The sequence below is a fragment of the Gilliamella sp. X-57 genome (assembly GCF_057063565.1).
In genome coordinates this window covers 1-15,517 of record NZ_JBXSQI010000034.1, presented here as the reverse complement: position 1 = coordinate 15,517, position 15,517 = coordinate 1, and the positions used below count along the sequence as shown (strand labels likewise).

The 15,517-nt window shown below is 26.5% G+C and carries 19 protein-coding genes and 1 pseudogene; 13 read left to right on the top strand and 7 right to left on the bottom strand.

Annotated elements, in window-relative coordinates; all coding sequences use genetic code 11:
• Positions 1–25: 25 nt before the first annotated feature.
• A pseudogene (locus ACYIAL_RS12285) lies at positions 26–277 on the bottom strand (transposase); the annotation flags it as partial.
• 6 nt (positions 278–283) lie between these two features.
• Between ACYIAL_RS12285 and ACYIAL_RS12280 the strand changes: the two are divergent.
• The 3 genes from ACYIAL_RS12280 (at position 284) to ACYIAL_RS12270 (ending at position 2,333) form a co-directional block, all read left to right on the top strand.
• The gene (locus ACYIAL_RS12280; RefSeq protein ID WP_342354085.1) at positions 284–1,471 is read left to right on the top strand and encodes a tyrosine-type recombinase/integrase; all 1,188 of its coding nucleotides are present in this window, start codon (positions 284–286) and stop codon (positions 1,469–1,471) included.
• Positions 1,472–1,512: 41 nt separating this feature from the next.
• Positions 1,513–2,031, top strand: coding sequence for a helix-turn-helix transcriptional regulator (locus ACYIAL_RS12275; RefSeq protein WP_483751833.1), 519 nt, complete (start codon positions 1,513–1,515; stop codon positions 2,029–2,031).
• 179 nt (positions 2,032–2,210) lie between these two features.
• Positions 2,211–2,333 carry a hypothetical protein gene (locus tag ACYIAL_RS12270; RefSeq protein ID WP_255458462.1) on the top strand — a complete coding sequence of 41 codons (123 nt, stop codon included), beginning with the start codon at positions 2,211–2,213 and terminating at the stop codon, positions 2,331–2,333.
• A gap of 98 nt (positions 2,334–2,431) precedes the next feature.
• Here the strand turns inward: ACYIAL_RS12270 and ACYIAL_RS12265 are convergent, their stop codons facing one another.
• Together ACYIAL_RS12265 and ACYIAL_RS12260 are read right to left on the bottom strand one after the other, a co-directional pair.
• Positions 2,432–2,932, bottom strand: a complete 501-nt coding sequence (locus ACYIAL_RS12265) for a hypothetical protein (RefSeq protein WP_174797977.1) — start codon at positions 2,930–2,932, stop codon at positions 2,432–2,434.
• Between the two features lie 62 nt (positions 2,933–2,994).
• Positions 2,995–3,465, bottom strand: coding sequence for a hypothetical protein (locus ACYIAL_RS12260; protein ID WP_174797976.1), 471 nt, complete (start codon positions 3,463–3,465; stop codon positions 2,995–2,997).
• A 261-nt stretch (positions 3,466–3,726) separates the two neighbouring features.
• Here ACYIAL_RS12260 and ACYIAL_RS12255 point away from each other — a divergent pair, with 261 nt between their 5' ends.
• The 6 genes from ACYIAL_RS12255 (at position 3,727) to ACYIAL_RS12230 (ending at position 9,647) form a co-directional block, all read left to right on the top strand.
• On the top strand, positions 3,727–3,984 hold the full coding sequence (locus ACYIAL_RS12255) for a hypothetical protein (RefSeq protein WP_483751832.1): 258 nt from the start codon (positions 3,727–3,729) through the stop codon (positions 3,982–3,984).
• A gap of 62 nt (positions 3,985–4,046) precedes the next feature.
• Positions 4,047–4,391 (top strand): hypothetical protein, encoded by a 345-nt coding sequence (locus ACYIAL_RS12250; RefSeq protein ID WP_483751831.1) that lies wholly within the window; start codon positions 4,047–4,049, stop codon positions 4,389–4,391.
• A gap of 520 nt (positions 4,392–4,911) precedes the next feature.
• A complete protein-coding gene (locus ACYIAL_RS12245; protein WP_483751830.1) occupies positions 4,912–5,274 on the top strand; it encodes a hypothetical protein in 363 nt (120 codons plus the stop codon).
• Positions 5,250–6,011, top strand: coding sequence for a hypothetical protein (locus ACYIAL_RS12240; RefSeq protein WP_483751829.1), 762 nt, complete (start codon positions 5,250–5,252; stop codon positions 6,009–6,011). The genes ACYIAL_RS12245 and ACYIAL_RS12240 overlap by 25 nt, the downstream gene beginning before the upstream one ends.
• A complete protein-coding gene (locus ACYIAL_RS12235) occupies positions 6,011–7,579 on the top strand; it encodes a DotA/TraY family protein (RefSeq protein WP_483751834.1) in 1,569 nt (522 codons plus the stop codon). Before ACYIAL_RS12240 ends, ACYIAL_RS12235 begins: the two co-directional genes overlap by 1 nt.
• Positions 7,580–8,513: 934 nt before the next feature.
• Positions 8,514–9,647: a site-specific integrase gene (locus ACYIAL_RS12230; RefSeq protein ID WP_483751828.1), complete on the top strand. Its 1,134-nt coding sequence runs from the start codon at positions 8,514–8,516 to the stop codon at positions 9,645–9,647.
• Positions 9,648–9,700: 53 nt separating this feature from the next.
• Here ACYIAL_RS12230 and ACYIAL_RS12225 read toward each other — a convergent pair whose 3' ends face one another.
• From ACYIAL_RS12225 to ACYIAL_RS12210, 4 genes are all read right to left on the bottom strand, one after another.
• The gene (locus ACYIAL_RS12225) at positions 9,701–10,105 is read right to left on the bottom strand and encodes a hypothetical protein (RefSeq protein ID WP_483751827.1); all 405 of its coding nucleotides are present in this window, start codon (positions 10,103–10,105) and stop codon (positions 9,701–9,703) included.
• A 56-nt stretch (positions 10,106–10,161) separates the two neighbouring features.
• Positions 10,162–10,635 carry a DNA-primase RepB domain-containing protein gene (locus ACYIAL_RS12220; protein ID WP_483751826.1) on the bottom strand — a complete coding sequence of 158 codons (474 nt, stop codon included), beginning with the start codon at positions 10,633–10,635 and terminating at the stop codon, positions 10,162–10,164.
• Between the two features lie 28 nt (positions 10,636–10,663).
• The gene (locus ACYIAL_RS12215) at positions 10,664–10,960 is read right to left on the bottom strand and encodes a hypothetical protein (protein ID WP_483751825.1); all 297 of its coding nucleotides are present in this window, start codon (positions 10,958–10,960) and stop codon (positions 10,664–10,666) included.
• 65 nt (positions 10,961–11,025) lie between these two features.
• The gene (locus ACYIAL_RS12210; protein ID WP_483751824.1) at positions 11,026–11,550 is read right to left on the bottom strand and encodes a hypothetical protein; all 525 of its coding nucleotides are present in this window, start codon (positions 11,548–11,550) and stop codon (positions 11,026–11,028) included.
• An 892-nt stretch (positions 11,551–12,442) separates the two neighbouring features.
• Between ACYIAL_RS12210 and ACYIAL_RS12205 the strand changes: the two genes are divergently transcribed.
• The 4 genes from ACYIAL_RS12205 to ACYIAL_RS12190 all read left to right on the top strand — a co-directional run bounded on the left by ACYIAL_RS12205 (position 12,443) and on the right by ACYIAL_RS12190 (position 15,399).
• On the top strand, positions 12,443–13,216 hold the full coding sequence (locus tag ACYIAL_RS12205; RefSeq protein WP_483751823.1) for a RepB family plasmid replication initiator protein: 774 nt from the start codon (positions 12,443–12,445) through the stop codon (positions 13,214–13,216).
• A gap of 239 nt (positions 13,217–13,455) precedes the next feature.
• Positions 13,456–13,695 carry a hypothetical protein gene (locus ACYIAL_RS12200; protein ID WP_483751822.1) on the top strand — a complete coding sequence of 80 codons (240 nt, stop codon included), beginning with the start codon at positions 13,456–13,458 and terminating at the stop codon, positions 13,693–13,695.
• Between the two features lie 699 nt (positions 13,696–14,394).
• A complete protein-coding gene (locus ACYIAL_RS12195) occupies positions 14,395–14,727 on the top strand; it encodes a DMT family transporter (RefSeq protein WP_174797963.1) in 333 nt (110 codons plus the stop codon).
• 339 nt (positions 14,728–15,066) lie between these two features.
• A complete protein-coding gene (locus ACYIAL_RS12190; RefSeq protein WP_174797962.1) occupies positions 15,067–15,399 on the top strand; it encodes a hypothetical protein in 333 nt (110 codons plus the stop codon).
• Positions 15,400–15,517 lie beyond the last annotated feature (118 nt).

The following is a 15,517-nucleotide window of genomic DNA, read 5'->3' as shown; positions in this document are numbered from 1 at the left end:
TTACGTGCCTTTGTGGGCACTAAAGCTTTTTTATAATTTCTTCCTGAAGCTGGGATTTTAAGCTCAGTTCGGCAAACATCTGCTTAAGCTTGCGGTTTTCGGCCTCCAGCTCCTTTAAGCGTTTGATGTCTGAAGTTTCCATTCCGCCATATTTTTCCCGCCATTTATAGAAAGTTGAATTACCCATGCCATATTTACGACAGAGCTCCTTGACAGGAATACCGGCTTCAGCTTCTTTTAAAATAGATACAATCTGATGTTCGGTCATTTTTTTCATAATTAAATCCCCTTTACTTTTATCATAGAGAATTTTCTACTTTTTTGCTGTACTATTTTAGGGGATAGTTACACGAAAATTTGGCGATTCAGATATTTAAGACCTGATACTAAAAAAGCAAATCAACTTAGTCTTGGTGAATATCCTTTAATTTCTTTAGCTGAAGCAAGAGAAAAAAGGGATGAGTTTAAAAAATTATTGTTGAATGGAACAGATCCTGCTAATTACAAAGATAAAGAAGAAGAGCAAATACAAAAAGAAGAAAAAAGAAAATTTATTAATGTTTTTTTGAGCTGGGTAGACGATCAAAAAATTAATTTAGATAAAGGTGAAATAACTGAAGGAACTTTCAGAAGAAATAAAAATATTATAGTTAATCACGTTTTAATTCATAATAATTTAGTTAATAAATCAGTTAATGAGTTAATTCCTGCTGATTTTAAAGAGTATTTACAACCCTTGATTAATCAAAACAAAACTGATCTTGTTGCTCGAGTTTGTCAAGTTGTAGGTAGAGTTTTTAATTATGCGAAAAATCTTGGTTTTGTTGAATATAATAAATTTGAAAATTTAAGATTTGCTACGCATAGATCTAAAAATATGCCAACTTTACCACCTGCTCAGCTACCTGTTATTTTAAAAGTAATTAATGATTATCCTGCTACTCAGCAAACTAAGTTATTGGCATATTTTCAATTATTAACATTAGTGAGACCAGGGGAGGCAGCAACAGCAAAATGGGCTGATATTGATTTAAAAAAAGCGATTTGGACAATTCCAGCAAATAGTATGAAGATGAGGCGTGAACATATAGTGCCTTTATCAAAACAAGCATTAAAAATTTTACAAAAAATGAAGGATATAACACCACCAAATTTTGAATATGTATTTATAAATAGAAAATATTTAAATGATAAAAGTAAACACACAAGTAAAGAAACAGTAAATACAATGCTAAAAAGAGCAGGATTTAAAAATAAATTAGTAGCGCATGGTTTTAGATCTATTGCTTCTACCATTTTAAATGAAAGTTTAAAATTTCATCAAGAATTAATAGAAATATCGTTAGCACATGTAGATAAAAATATTATAAGAGCTACTTATAACAATGCTCAATATCTTGAAAAAAGATTTGAATTGATGGGTTGGTGGGGCGATTATGTAGAAAATGTAAGTAATGTTTCAGTTTTATAGTATTATATTGTAATGTAATATTTATTATTCTTAGAGTATTTATGGGTAGTAAAACAACATTATCAAGTTTTGCGGAAACATTACAAACAATAAGTATTGGACAGCTAGCAACAGCATTAGGTTGTGATGAATCTACAATATACAGATGGTTAAAAGATGAAACACTACAATTACCAAAACCTATACAAGTTGGCAAAAAAAAGGTTTGTTTTATTTATGAAGAAGTAAAAGAATGGTTATATAGCAGACCTCGAATTATTTGTTTTTATAATAGTAGTTTAAATAAAATTGAAACAACAGAAACTATAAGTTTAGCAAGTATCAATATTGATAATTTAATACCTGCTTACGAAGCTGTAGAAATAATGAAAAAGCATAATATTAATATTAGCTCAAATGCTGAATTAACAGCTATTAATATAAAAGGACATTTATTTGTAGATAGAAATCGATTTGAATATGAATTTTTATTAAATCATTTTACAGCAAATAATTCAAAAAAAGAAAAAAAAGAAGATGGTAAAGTTAATATTAAAAAAATAATTAAAACAACGATATAAAATAGCAAGCAAAATCATCAGGATTAATACCAACTTTACATGCATTTGCTGGAACAGCTCAAGGTAATGGTATTAGTGGAGGAACAGCACAACAAGGTGGAGCAGAAAATGCTAGCCAAGCTAACAATCCAAATACTGGTACTGATGCTATAACCAACAATGGAAACTCTAAAAACAGTATGCCAAATCAGAATGGTGCTGGAACAGGTTCAAGCTCACCGTTAGTGGATAAGGGTGATGGACAAAACAAAAGTTCGCCTTTAGTTGATAAAGGTAGTAATGAACCCAAGTTAGATAATTAACACAAAAAAGAGGGAATATCCCTCTTTTTCTTTTCACTTTATAATAATATAAAAAAATCCCACTTTTAGTGGGATCTTTTTTAATTTTTTATTGATAATTATTTTTTAGTTACATCTGGAAATAATAAAGCTGCTGTATAATCAAGCTCATTTGGATTTTGAACATCTCTCAATAAAGTTTGAGAAAAGTTAGGTTTATTAACCCAATTCCATAAATTTTCCTTATAATCTTGACGTTGCTCGCTTTTTGTTTTTAATTCATTTAAAGTATCTAAAAATAATTGTTTAGTTTTATCATCAACTTTTTCTAAAAAATTAGAAATAGATTGTTTAAAAATATTTCTATGCATAAACAATCTATACATTACTTCTGTATCATTAGACAAAGCTAATTTATAATTAGCAATTTGAGTTTGATAATTATAAATTTCTTTTTTATAACGATCAATTTGTCTTTTATAATCAATTAACATCGCACTATCAATAGATATCCCTTTACCAAAAGGATTATCCATTTCTTCACATGCTTTTCTATGTTCTTCTTTCTTTTTAGCATAATGATTAGCAATATCTTCAGTAACCGCTGCGCCCCATAGCATAATTCTTTACCTCTTACCTTAAATCAGATTTTACTTAATTTATCAACTTTTATTATTAAAGATTATTTTTTAGTTACATCTGGGAACAATAAAGCTGCTGTATAATCAAGCTCATTTGGATTTTGAACATCTCTCAATAAAGTTTGAGAAAAGTTAGGTTTATTAACCCAATTCCATAAATTTTCCTTATAATCTTGACGTTGCTCGCTTTTTGTTTTTAATTCATTTAAAGTATCTAAAAATAATTTTTTAGTTTTATCATCAACTTTTTCTAAAAAGTTATAAATAGATTGTTTTAAAATATTTCTATGCATAAACAATCTATACATTACCTCTGTATCATTAGACAAAGCTAATTTATAATTAGCAATATCTTGTTTATTTTTTTTAATTTGTCTTTTTAAATTAATATTTGATGAAGATATACCATCGCCAAAAGGTTTATTAATTTTTTCTATAAATTGCTTATGTTCTTCTTGTGCTTTTTCATAATGATTAGCAATATCATCAATAACTGCTGAACCCCATAACATAATTCTGTACCTCTTACTCTAAATCAGATTTCACTGATTTTGTCAACTTTTAATTAATTATAGCATTATGTTTTTTTAACTATATTTTGTTAAAAAACTGTTCATTTTTACTTCAGGTATAGTATAGTATGATCGATTTCACAGATCAATATAATTAATTATAATAGATTAAAGCTATCATAATTAACTACACTGATCGTTGAAATCTTTCAAAAATTTTTAAAAAGTAACAAGTTAAGTTAAAAATGAAGGAGTTAAAAAATGACATGTGACTATATAATAAAAAAGGTTGTAAGAGTAAAAGAATTAAAATCAAAAAATAAATTAAATAAAACTGAAGAAAATGAACTAGAACAATTAATAGAAGAAATTAGGGAGTGGATAAAAGAATCGCAAAATATTGTTTGCATTCAATTAGTTTGGGACATTTTAATAGATATTATAGAGATGCCAATGCCAGAACCAGAACCAGATGAGCTACCTGTTTCACCAATAAAACCTAGAAGACCAAAAATGTAAAATAATAAAAGGACTTTTTAGCCCTTTTTAAGTGTGTTTAATCAAAATTGGATATGTAAAAAATGATAGATAAGATTTTTTTAATAACAAGAATAACGTTTATAATTACAACAGTTAACTTTCTTATTTCTTTTATATTTACAAAACAACATATAAGTATAGGCTGGATTTTTTTTAGTTTTGTTATTAATTTTATTACAATTAGTGTTGTAGTATTTATTTTTAAAAAGATTAAAAAGACTTTAAAAAATAACAAGTTAAAAAATATTACTGCTAATACTACTAATACTACTAATACTACTAATACTACTAATACAAATGCTAACGTAACAACTAGTAGTTCTAATTCTCAAACAATATCAAATCCTCCTCCTCCTCCTCCCTCTATTGGTAATGAACCAAGATAAAAAAAAGAGGTTTTTAACCTCTTTTTTTATATGTTTAATTAATATATCACTTTGATTTATATATAATATTTAGTGTAAAATGTGCTAAAAGTTGACACGGCACAGCAAATAAAAATGACCAACAAATGATAAATAACCAGAACCAATCCCACGTAATAACCTTTATAATATTTGTACCATTAAAATACACACACACAGCAATTACAAACGTAGCTAATACATAAAATAATGTTAAAAAATTACTAGCTAAATCGTATTTTATACTACTAAATTTATTTGTTTTCTTATCCATTCTTAACCTCTTTTTTTAATGTCTAATTTTAAAGTCTCATTTTTAAATTATTAATATTATTTATTTATAAAATATTTTAATAATGTCAATACTTTAACTAGTTTTTAATTTTAAATTTTTTAATAAAAATAATGAAGTTCAACTGTTGACATTATTTAAATATTTTATAAGTAACTATAAGTAGTTAAAAACTATACAAATAATAAAAATAAAAAGAGGTAAGTTATTATGAATATTAGTATTTATAAAAAGAATTTAGTGTTTATAACACTAATAACAACATTATTATTAATGTTTGCTAGCAATGCGTTTGCTAATGCAGTAGATGTAGATCTGTTTAATATTAGTGACACGGATATATCAAAAAAATTATTTTTGGATATCTATTTTCCTGAAGATGATATGTCTAAAAGTCCGCTTTCTGCGGCTTTGTTAGCTTTTAATAGTGTCGTATTAATGGTGGGTGGTATTATTGTTGCTTATACGTTAATGGCAGGAACAATGTCAACTGCGCATGACGGTGAAATTTTAGGTAAAAAATGGTCGTTATGTGGTTGCCAATCAGAATGGCTACAAGTACTGCTTTTTTAGTGCCAGTGTCTGGCGGTTTTTGTGCCATACAAATGTTTATGCTTTGGGTTATTCAAATGAGTATCGGGGCTGCGTCTCATGTCTGGCAAGAATATGTGGCAAATATGGGGGTAGCAAATGGTGTAGTTGTACCAAATATTTCAAACCAAAAAATCGACACGTTAGCAAAACAAGTTTTTTTATCAAATTTATGCGTTGTAGCAACAAATGATTTGTATAAACAAATTGGAAAAGAAGATGTTGAATTAACTAGCAAATGGGTTTCACCAAAATCTAACGTTAATCAAATTAATCAGGAAATTTATAAAAAATCATATAATTACGTAAGTACTGGCGGATACTATGGTTATAGTTTAAAACCAGAAATTTTTGAGTTGCCGTTTCAATTTTTAAGTTTTGGAGCAGATCAAATAGCAGGCGTTAGCGGATCAATAAATAATATGGCTAATTCAATAAAAATCGACAATAAAAATTATAAAATTGGTAGAGATTTAAGAGCTTGTGGTGCTTACATAGTACAAACAAAAAGCAATGATTTAGATAAAAAATTAGGAGATTACAAAAACTTAGCACCGCTATTTAATACTGTATTACAAAATCAAGTGTATTTTTTAAATAAACTACATTCTGATATGTCACTGCTAGCAAGACAATATTATAAAAATCCTAATAATGTTGATTTGCAAGCAAAAATTGATGAAGCAATAGATGCGTACAAAAAAATAATGCTTTTGTAATTGAACAAGCATTTAAAAAAACAGATTCTTGGAGTTCTTTTACTGATTCTGTGAAAAAGGACGGCTGGATGCTGGCAGGATCTTGGTCTATTCGTTTAATTCAAATTCAAGAAATTTTAGGACAATTAGCTAATTTAACCCCAATAAGTGTTGAATCTTCGTTCAGCTTTGAACAACTTTGGCAAGGTACTGAATTATCGTCGGTGATGAATAAGGCAAGTAACGACTTAGAGGCGAGTTCTGCTAACAGTAAGCATGTCAATGGGCTAACACAACAAGCATTAGCAAAATATGAACAATATGAACAAAAAGACAAAAAAGACGGCAACGCAGGAAGTCGAGCAATTACAGGAATTTTTAATGGTATAAATAAAGAAGCAAGTAATACTTTTTCATTTTCAATAAATCCTTTTTGGGATGGTAATGCTTCTGCGCACAGCTTAGTTAAGACGATGCAAGATTCAGCAGGATCTATAAACCCAATTACTATAGCAAAATATTATGGTGATCTGGCAATAAATTTAGGTAGTATTGTAATTAGTGTAAGTGCGGGTGTAGCTGGTGTTGCTGGTATTTTTTCAGGATCTATAGTTGGTAATGCTTTGATAGCGGTTGTTGCTTTTATGCCAATTTCTGTGAGTCTTTGGGTGGTTGGTAATTCACTTTCTGTACTTTTACCATTAATGCCGTATATGTTGTGGTTGGGGATAATCGGTGGCTGGATGATATTAGTGCTAGAAGCAATGGTAGCAGCCCCATTATGGGTAGTCACACAATTACAACCTGATGCAGATGGTTTCACAGGTAAAGGAAGTACTGGATATGGATTAGTTTTATCACTTGCATTACGCCCAACATTAATGATTATTGGTTTAATTTGCGCAATTGAAATGCTCAATATTTTAGGTGGTTTATTATCTGAAACTTTCCCTGCTATGCTTGCGCTTACTGGAATTGCGGGGGGTAGCATAATTAAGACTATAGCAATTTTATTTGTGTATTTCGGTGTTTTATACAGCATTATAAACAAATCATTTTCTTTAATACATGTTATTCCCGATGAAATTATGAAATGGTTAAATGTCAATGCGGGACAAAGTTTAGCTTCATATGCTAAAGAATCACAAAATACAACGATGGCAAAAGCAGCAATGGCAAAAGTTGGAATGGATCAAGTTGGCGGAGTAGCAAGAGGAGCAGGAAATAAAGTAAATGCATTTAAAGCAAATGCTGTTGCTAACAAAAAACAACAAGCAAAACAAGCTGAAATGCAACAAAAAGAACAAGCGCAACAACAAGAAAAAATGAATAAAAAAGAAGATTTAGATATGCTTGAAAATGCATATAAAGAAACTGCTACAAAACAAGAATTCGACAGTTTAGCGCAACAAGCAAATAGTAAATTAGCATTATCCAAGCTTGCTTTTGAAGCAGGTGATAAAACAAAAGCGAATGCTTATATGCAACAAGCAAAAGATTTAGGTAAACAATTACCAGTAGATCAAGCTAGAGAGCATGGACTTGATGAAACATTGATAAATTACAACAACAGAAATACTAAAAAATAATTTAAACACTAAATAAAAAAGAGGTTAAAAGCCTCTTTTTTTTGTGTGTTTAATTTATTTATTTTGTGTGTTTTTTTGTAAAAAAAAAACCAATTAGTTTTTTCAAATTTTACTGATTTTTGATTAAACAAAATAAGCAAATTTCACCAAAATTTTTTAAAAAAATAAGCAAAAAAAAGCTATTTTTAATTAAAAAAAATAGCTTAAATTTTGAATTATGCCCACCAATATTTATGGATTTTTATTAATTTTGAGGTGAAAAATTGATGCGAATAGCATCGATTTTTGTGAAAAAAATTAATAAAAAGTAACAGTTTAGCAGTTGACAAAACGCTAAAACTGATTAAATAAATAGAAGTGGGCATAATCAAAGTGGACTAATTAATTGGACAAATTAATTGTACACAAAACATACATTCATTTGGACAATAAAATTGTCTAAATAATGTGGGCAATGGTCTGCTATTTTTGATTTGAAGCGAAGCGAAAAGCAAAGATAGCGGATTGGCGATGAGCCAAAATTGCCCCATTATTGTATCGAGTTTTGAGATGAACGAGCAAGTGAAGAACTTAACGAAGATAGAATAATGTTAGTTAATTAAAAGAATTGATTTGAGCGAAGTGAAAAGCAATTTTTTAATTAACTAATTAGCCGTTTAATTTTTCTATTTTTTTTGATTTGAAGCTTGGGCGAAAAGCAAAAATATAAAAAAATAAAATAAAAAAAAGTGAATATGCCCCAATTTTTTTCATTAAAAAATGGAATTTTTAGGGATTTTTGAGATGAGTTTTTGAGCATAAAAGCTTAAAAACGAAGTGAACAAATCACTAAAAACAATTGGATTTTTTAATTTTTGGCTTTGCGCTTTTGAGTAAAAAAGCGAGAAAAGCAAAACAAAAATTAAGAAAAATAATAATAAATTAAGGGGGCATTATGAAACTTACATTATTACAAAACAAGTTAAAAAATGAATATTTAAGTGAAATTGAGCAACAAGTAAAATTAGAAAACATAGCAATTGGTGCTTGTAAAAACAAAAAAATTAATGAGATTTTGAATGAATTAAATGAACATTATACAAGCAATAAAGCAACTTATGAAACTTATTTAAAAGTATATAACAGATTAATAAATAACAATAAAAATGTTGAAAAATCAGAAATTAATTTATTGCTACATAAAGCAAAAACGAGATCAACTTATGATTTGTATAGAAGTTCTTTAAAATTTGGATTAATTAACGAAATTAAAGAATTACAAAAAAAATCTGATTACGCACGAAAAAACAAAAAAACTAATGAAATGATAGAGTTAACTAATCAAGCTTTTGATTTAGCAATAATTTTAAAAGACAATTTTGAGCTAAATAAAGAAACTGTAATTTTTGAAAGAGTAAACAGTAAAAGAAAAACGCTAAATAAAATGCCTAAACTTGAAAATATATTAAAAAACATGGATGAAGTTTGTGTAAAAAAATATAAAGATATTTTAATAGTTTATGAACTTTTTGGATTAAGACCTGCTGAATTCAAAAAAGGGGTTAGTTTAAAGCTAAAACAAGATGAAAATGGAGAAAATGTAATTGAAGCAACTATAAGCGGTGCAAAAATTGGGAAACATTCCGGGCAGAATGTTCGAGTTTGTACTACAACACTGGAAAAAGATAACGAATTACATAAAGAATTTTATAAAAATGTGTTTAGGCAACAGCTTAGAAATGGTGGGGTTTACAAGATAGAGCAAGATGAAAAAACATACAAAAGCTTGAGCAAATTTTTTTACAGAAAATATGGAACTGCTGTAAGTTTATATAGTTTTCGTCATAAAGTCGCTAGTGACTTGAAACGGGCAAAAACAGATGAAGATACAATCGCGGCATTTTTGGGGCATAGAGTTGATAAGTCACAAACGTATTATGGAAATTATCAACGCGGTAGCGGTGGAGGTAGGAAATTTGAAGCAACGGCAACACACAAAATAAAACACACTAAAAATTATAATTTTGATTTTAACTATAATAATAGTGTTATTAATAAATATAGAAAAAATATTACTATATTGTACTAATAATAAAAAAGCCCCAAAAAAATTGGGGCTTTTACTTAAAAATAGGTTAATTTTTATACACCAAAACCTTTTTTATTTTCTTTTTTGTGTTCTTCTTCTAATTTATCCAAAGCTTTTTTTATTGTGCGAATTGTGTAATCTTCTGTGTGTTCTCTTTTATTATCATCTAAAACTGCTGAGCAAATATTCTTATATTCTGAATATTTATTCAGTGTGTTTTTTATTGCGTTAAAATCAATTACACTATCATCTAAAGTCCATTTTTGTTTTTTAGCTAAACCTATAAATCGATTTTTTTCTTTATTAAAAAATCTACTAATTTCTAAATATTCTTCACTATTTCTATCTGCTTGTTTTATTTCATTAATTTCGATATCATTATTATTAGTATTGTTATTTGTAGTAAGTAAAACGTCTGGATTTTTAATGCAATTATGAATATATTCATTTCTATACATAATTTTTGGAAAATTAAATACTTTAAAACGTATATCATCTTTTTCTATTGCTTTAACTAAAAAATCATTTCTTCTTCTTTTTTATTTCTAAATCCAGCAACTCGAAATGCATGTACAGCACCTGAAAAATTAGGATCGCCATACTTTTTATTAATTGCTTTAACAAAAAAATTGGCAAGTTTTTGATTTGCTTCACTTTTGCTAACTATATAAATAAATTGATAATTTTTCTCTGAAGTTTCTAAATGCAAAATTGGTTTTCTAAATTCCATTTTTATTTCATTTACCATTTCGTCACTTTTTATATCATCAATTACTAAATAATAATAATAATTGCTTAAAGGTGTTATATAAATATCTGAACCATCTTTATTTAAATTATATAACTCATTGTATATTTTAAATTCTTTAATTTCTTTGCTACTATATATTTTTGTATTAACATAATTATTTGCCCTATTTATAGTTGTAATTCTATATTCTGGTGCTAATAACGTATCTATTTGATTTTTATACTTTGTATATTCCATTGTTTATTCCTCTTTTTTTTGTTGTTGTTTATATACTTTTATTTAATGCTTTGTAATGTACTCTGCTATTTTTTAAAATAATGTTATATAAAACATTAATATAAAGTAATAAATTATCTTCTTTTTTAGCTTTGTTTAAGTTTACTAAGTCAATTTTGTATATTTTATAATCATTGTCGTTTATGAAATTTATTAAACTTAATAGCTTTATATTTATTGTATTTTTTATACTTTCTAATATATTTGATTCTCTAACACTGTGATTTTCTTTATCTTTTAAACTGTTGTATGTCTTTATATCATTTATTAAATTTTCTATTTTCATTGCTTACCTCTTTGAATTCTTCTTAATTCTTATTAGTAGCCCCATTACTGGGGCTTTTATTGTTGTTAAATAATTTCTGTTGTTGTTGCTTGTACTACTACTTGTTGTAATTGCTGTTGTGATTGTTTTACTTGTGGAACTTGAATTAATTCTGCTGTTTGTGTTTGCGCTTGTTCTACTTTTTCTTCTACTTGCATTACTTGTGTTTCTTGTGTTTGCGCAGAATTTCTTTTTTTGTAAACTCTTGAATATTCAATTTTTTCTTCATTAATCCATTTTTTTAAATACTTAAGTTGTTTTGTTTCAAAATCTCTTATAATAAAAACAGAGCCTGCTGGAACAACGACTTCATGATATCTTCGCGAGCCACTTGAGTAAGGGTAAGATTTGATGAATTCGATTTTTGGGCAAACGCGAGCATTTGATCTGTTGCTGTATGTGTAAGCAATTGGTACACCTGCTATTCTTAACGCACCAATTGTTCTGCTTAGATCTTCTTTTACTTTAATTTTTATATCAATCAATTTATTTACTACTGCTTTAGTTGCTTTTTTAGTTGTTTTTTTAACTTTCATTATTTTTTTTGACATAGCTCAATTCCTTATATTAATTATTATTATTTAGAAAACTGCGTAACTTTTTGTTTTAGTTGCATTATTTTGTTTTCTTGCTTATAGTTATATAAAATTTGGTTAAATTGTAAAGTTAGTTTTTTAGTATTTTGTGCTATTAATTGTATTTTTTTAAACTTTTATATGTTATGATTATTAATTTTTTTATTTGTAATAAATAAAAGTTTATACTTGAAATATAATTGTTATTTTTAAAAAAGACAAAACTGATTGATTATTTATTGAGCTGTTGAGCTTATTTTTATTGTATTTTTTGTGGAAAAGTGATAATTTAAAAGGTTTGTTTTATTTTAGACGGTAAAAAACCCTTTAAAAAAAAGGGTTTTGGTTAAAAAAAGCATATTTTCTATCATAATAATAATAAGTTTGAGAGATAAAATTATTATCACTTATACTTATAGTAAATATATTTAAATTGTCAATACTAAATCCATAAAAAAATTATATAGTTAGTAATCATAAAAATCACTTTGTTTTTTATAGCACGTTACTTATGTACTTTACAAATAACTTATATTTAGCACATACATATAATCCCTCTCCAAAACATTTTTTTAGCTTATTGATTTAAAAATCTTTATTAAAATTATTCTTGTTTTACTTTATTATTTTACTATTTTCCTATTTTCGGCTTGGTTTTTAGCTAAATTAATCAATAATATCAACACATTACAAAATTAGCTAACGACAAAAAGAATGTTGAACGACAAAACGAATGTTAAAAAAATATTCATTTTTTTTGGATTATTTTATAAAAAACGATTATTTTTAAAGTATGCGTATTGACAAAAAGCAAAAGCTAATTAAATAAATAACTATAAATATAATAATAAAGGAGATAATAATAATAATGAGCGATTTAATAGTATATAAAAGTAATGATTTAGTAAGTGCTAGTTATAATTTAACACTAGCAGAGCAAAGAATAATATTGTTTGCTATTAGTAAGTTAAATCCCGCCAGCATTGACAATAAAACAGTTGTTATAAAAGCAAACGAATTTGCTGAACAGTTTAAAAATATTGATAAAAACAGTATATATAAAGCGATTAAAGATGGGTTAGATGACTTATATAATAAGTCTATAATTTTAAAAGATAATTCAAAAAAAATTACATTTAGATGGCTACAAGCAAAAGCTTATTTTGATAATGAAGCAACTGCGGAATTAGTTTTTTCAGATCAAATAATTCCTTATCTGTTTGATTTAAAAAACAAATTTACTAAATATAAGTTAAGTAATATAAGTACATTTAAAAGTGTATATAGTATACGTTTGTATGAATTATTGGCACAATATAAAGTAATAAAAAGTAGAAATATTAAAGTTAGCGAACTTAGAGAAATATTATTACTTGATGATAAATATACAAGACTTTTTGACTTAAAAAAGCGAGTTTTAGAAAAAGCAGTAAAAGAATTAAACGACAAAAGTGATTTAAATATTAGTTATAAGATAGATGATGATGTTATTGCTTTTAGTATTAAATCAAAAAAAATATTAGAAGAAGATAAAGAATTGGTAGCAATAAATAGTAGTAATAATAAAGAGTGTAAAACTAGATCTACAACTAAATCTACAAAAAAAAACAACAAAAAACAAATAAATCAAGTGGTTATATGAATAATGTAAAAAATGGTTTATTTCTTTAAATATACAAAAAGCACTATTAAGTGCTTTTTAGCCTACTGTTTAAGTACACGTACTTGAACAGTCAATTTACCTTCCAATTACCTAAAAAACATTAAAAAACATAATATTAGCTATTGATATAATTAAAAATATTTTACATATATTATATAAATAAGTTCCTGTTTAAGTACATGTACTTAAACAGACAAATAATAATAACAAGGTAAAATATGGATGATATTAAATATGATGATTACAATAAAAATTTAGAAAAATTACATAATGAAATTGCTGAATTAGTAAAAAGGGAAAGAGAATATGAAGAACTTAAACATTATTTTAAACTTTGTAAAAAAGAATGTATTGGTTTTGATTTAAAATTTTTTAAAAAAATGGGGGGGGGGTGTAAAACGGGGTTTAAACGCAAAAAGAAAACAATTGAATATAATTTATACTATAATTTTGATTGAAAGAAAAAAAGGTTTATAAATAACTGCGTATTTTGCTAAAAAATTAATAAAAAAATTTTTTAATGTAAGTATAAAAAATGCTGAATTATTTGTGTATTTTAGTTGTAAAAATAACATTAAAATATGTAAAAATATGAATGTTAATACATATTGTAAACTTGATGAAATAAGTAATTTATACGAATATGCTACTTTAAAAATAGAAGATGATATATTTTTATTAAAAAATAAAAAAGAAAGTAGTAATAAAGAAGAAGTTAAAAAAGTAAACATTAAAAATATACAAAAAATATGTATATAGTCTTTGTTTTTTGTTTAAGTACGTGTACTTGAGCGTGTGTAAGTAATAATAATGTACTTTTTTATGTATAATAAAAATGGTATAATTATACAAAAGTGGAAAATATTTTGTATACGTATTTGTATACTGATTGATGGGTTGTTGAAATAAGTTAATTATAATCAATCAGTTATTTATTTAACTGATGCCCTCACAACCCACCATTAATATCTTCCTTTTCAAGCGTTAATAGCTATCTATTTTACCTTTGATTCATAATTAATGATGCAAAAATAAGGCACGAAAATATTGGCTTTATCTATTAACGTTTATGCAGTTAATTAAAGTTGGTTAATCTAAAGGATTCAGCGTCGATTTTAGAAAATTAGCTTTTTAATTTAACGATTATGGGCATTAAGATGAATTCATATTTATTACTGTTTGTTGCAATTATTTGTGAAGTGATAGCGACATCTTCATTGAAACTATCAAATGGTTTTACCAATCTTATTTTCTCAATTATTACTATTATTGGTTATAGCGCTTCGTTCTATCTCCTTTCATTAGCATTAAAAACAATCCCTGTTGGTATTGCATATGCAATATGGTCTGGAATCGGGATTGTACTAATCAGTTTAATCGCTTGGATTTTCTTAAAACAATCATTGGATCTCGCTGCGCTAATCGGCATGGGATTTATTATGTTTGGTGTGGTGATTATTAATTTATTCTCGAAAGTAGCAGGGCATTAAAATCTAAATAATAAAAAATTTTTTATTAATAATTTATTGATTGTAACTAAAGCATATAAAGATTGTTGTCTAGCATGCTATAAATTTATAATGCTAATTCAACAATATTTTAATATTGCAATTTTCCTTATGTTGAGAATGTAAAAGTGATTAAATTATATAAAAATCATAAAATACAAACTAAATAAGTAATAAAAATATCTTTAAAAATAATATAAAAAATTATTATATAATAAAAGTTGTCTATTTTTTATATAGACATTTGATCCGTTTCAGTTTAGTATTTTTGCGCAAATTTTATGTAATAATTGGGTGAAAATTGGACTTTGAAGCGTTGTGATGAAAAAATTTCTATTAAGTTTAGCCTTTGTTATCTATCCCGTCACTATCGTGTTAGCCGAGCCCTTGTCAACACAAACACTGTTGATCTACCAGCAAGAACGTCAAAAAGCTCTGCAAGATTCGTTAAATCCCATCTCACCTGATATTCATTTATTACTACCAAGCACGACAACTGGACAGATAGACTTTCCGGTTGAGTTATTATGTTTCAATATTAATCAGGTTGAATTAATTGAATGTGATAGTGTTATGTCAGCAAGAAAAACCCAAATGCTCGATTTATGCGATATAGAGCAAGGGTTTAAGAACTTACATCATCAAAGGGTTTAACGTAAACTGGAATTATTAACATCTAGCATCAAGAATATAGAGTAGTTAAAGCTATCGAGACACTAGAATAATTAAGGTAATGAAAATAAGGACAAAACGATGAACAGGCATTTATATC

Coding starts and splice junctions, on each gene's coding strand:
- ACYIAL_RS12255 (WP_483751832.1), top strand. CDS start 3,727: ATGACATGTGACTATATAATAAAAAAGGTTGTAAGAGTAAAAGAATTA.
- ACYIAL_RS12240 (WP_483751829.1), top strand. CDS start 5,250: ATGGCTACAAGTACTGCTTTTTTAGTGCCAGTGTCTGGCGGTTTTTGT.
- ACYIAL_RS12215 (WP_483751825.1), bottom strand. CDS start 10,960: ATGAAAATAGAAAATTTAATAAATGATATAAAGACATACAACAGTTTA.
- ACYIAL_RS12250 (WP_483751831.1), top strand. CDS start 4,047: ATGATAGATAAGATTTTTTTAATAACAAGAATAACGTTTATAATTACA.
- ACYIAL_RS12245 (WP_483751830.1), top strand. CDS start 4,912: ATGAATATTAGTATTTATAAAAAGAATTTAGTGTTTATAACACTAATA.
- ACYIAL_RS12270 (WP_255458462.1), top strand. CDS start 2,211: ATGCCAAATCAGAATGGTGCTGGAACAGGTTCAAGCTCACCGTTAGTG.
- ACYIAL_RS12205 (WP_483751823.1), top strand. CDS start 12,443: ATGAGCGATTTAATAGTATATAAAAGTAATGATTTAGTAAGTGCTAGT.
- ACYIAL_RS12225 (WP_483751827.1), bottom strand. CDS start 10,105: ATGTATAGAAATGAATATATTCATAATTGCATTAAAAATCCAGACGTT.
- ACYIAL_RS12200 (WP_483751822.1), top strand. CDS start 13,456: ATGGATGATATTAAATATGATGATTACAATAAAAATTTAGAAAAATTA.
- ACYIAL_RS12230 (WP_483751828.1), top strand. CDS start 8,514: ATGAAACTTACATTATTACAAAACAAGTTAAAAAATGAATATTTAAGT.
- ACYIAL_RS12220 (WP_483751826.1), bottom strand. CDS start 10,635: ATGGAATATACAAAGTATAAAAATCAAATAGATACGTTATTAGCACCA.
- ACYIAL_RS12190 (WP_174797962.1), top strand. CDS start 15,067: ATGAAAAAATTTCTATTAAGTTTAGCCTTTGTTATCTATCCCGTCACT.
- ACYIAL_RS12195 (WP_174797963.1), top strand. CDS start 14,395: ATGAATTCATATTTATTACTGTTTGTTGCAATTATTTGTGAAGTGATA.
- ACYIAL_RS12275 (WP_483751833.1), top strand. CDS start 1,513: ATGGGTAGTAAAACAACATTATCAAGTTTTGCGGAAACATTACAAACA.
- ACYIAL_RS12210 (WP_483751824.1), bottom strand. CDS start 11,550: ATGTCAAAAAAAATAATGAAAGTTAAAAAAACAACTAAAAAAGCAACT.
- ACYIAL_RS12265 (WP_174797977.1), bottom strand. CDS start 2,932: ATGCTATGGGGCGCAGCGGTTACTGAAGATATTGCTAATCATTATGCT.
- ACYIAL_RS12260 (WP_174797976.1), bottom strand. CDS start 3,465: ATGTTATGGGGTTCAGCAGTTATTGATGATATTGCTAATCATTATGAA.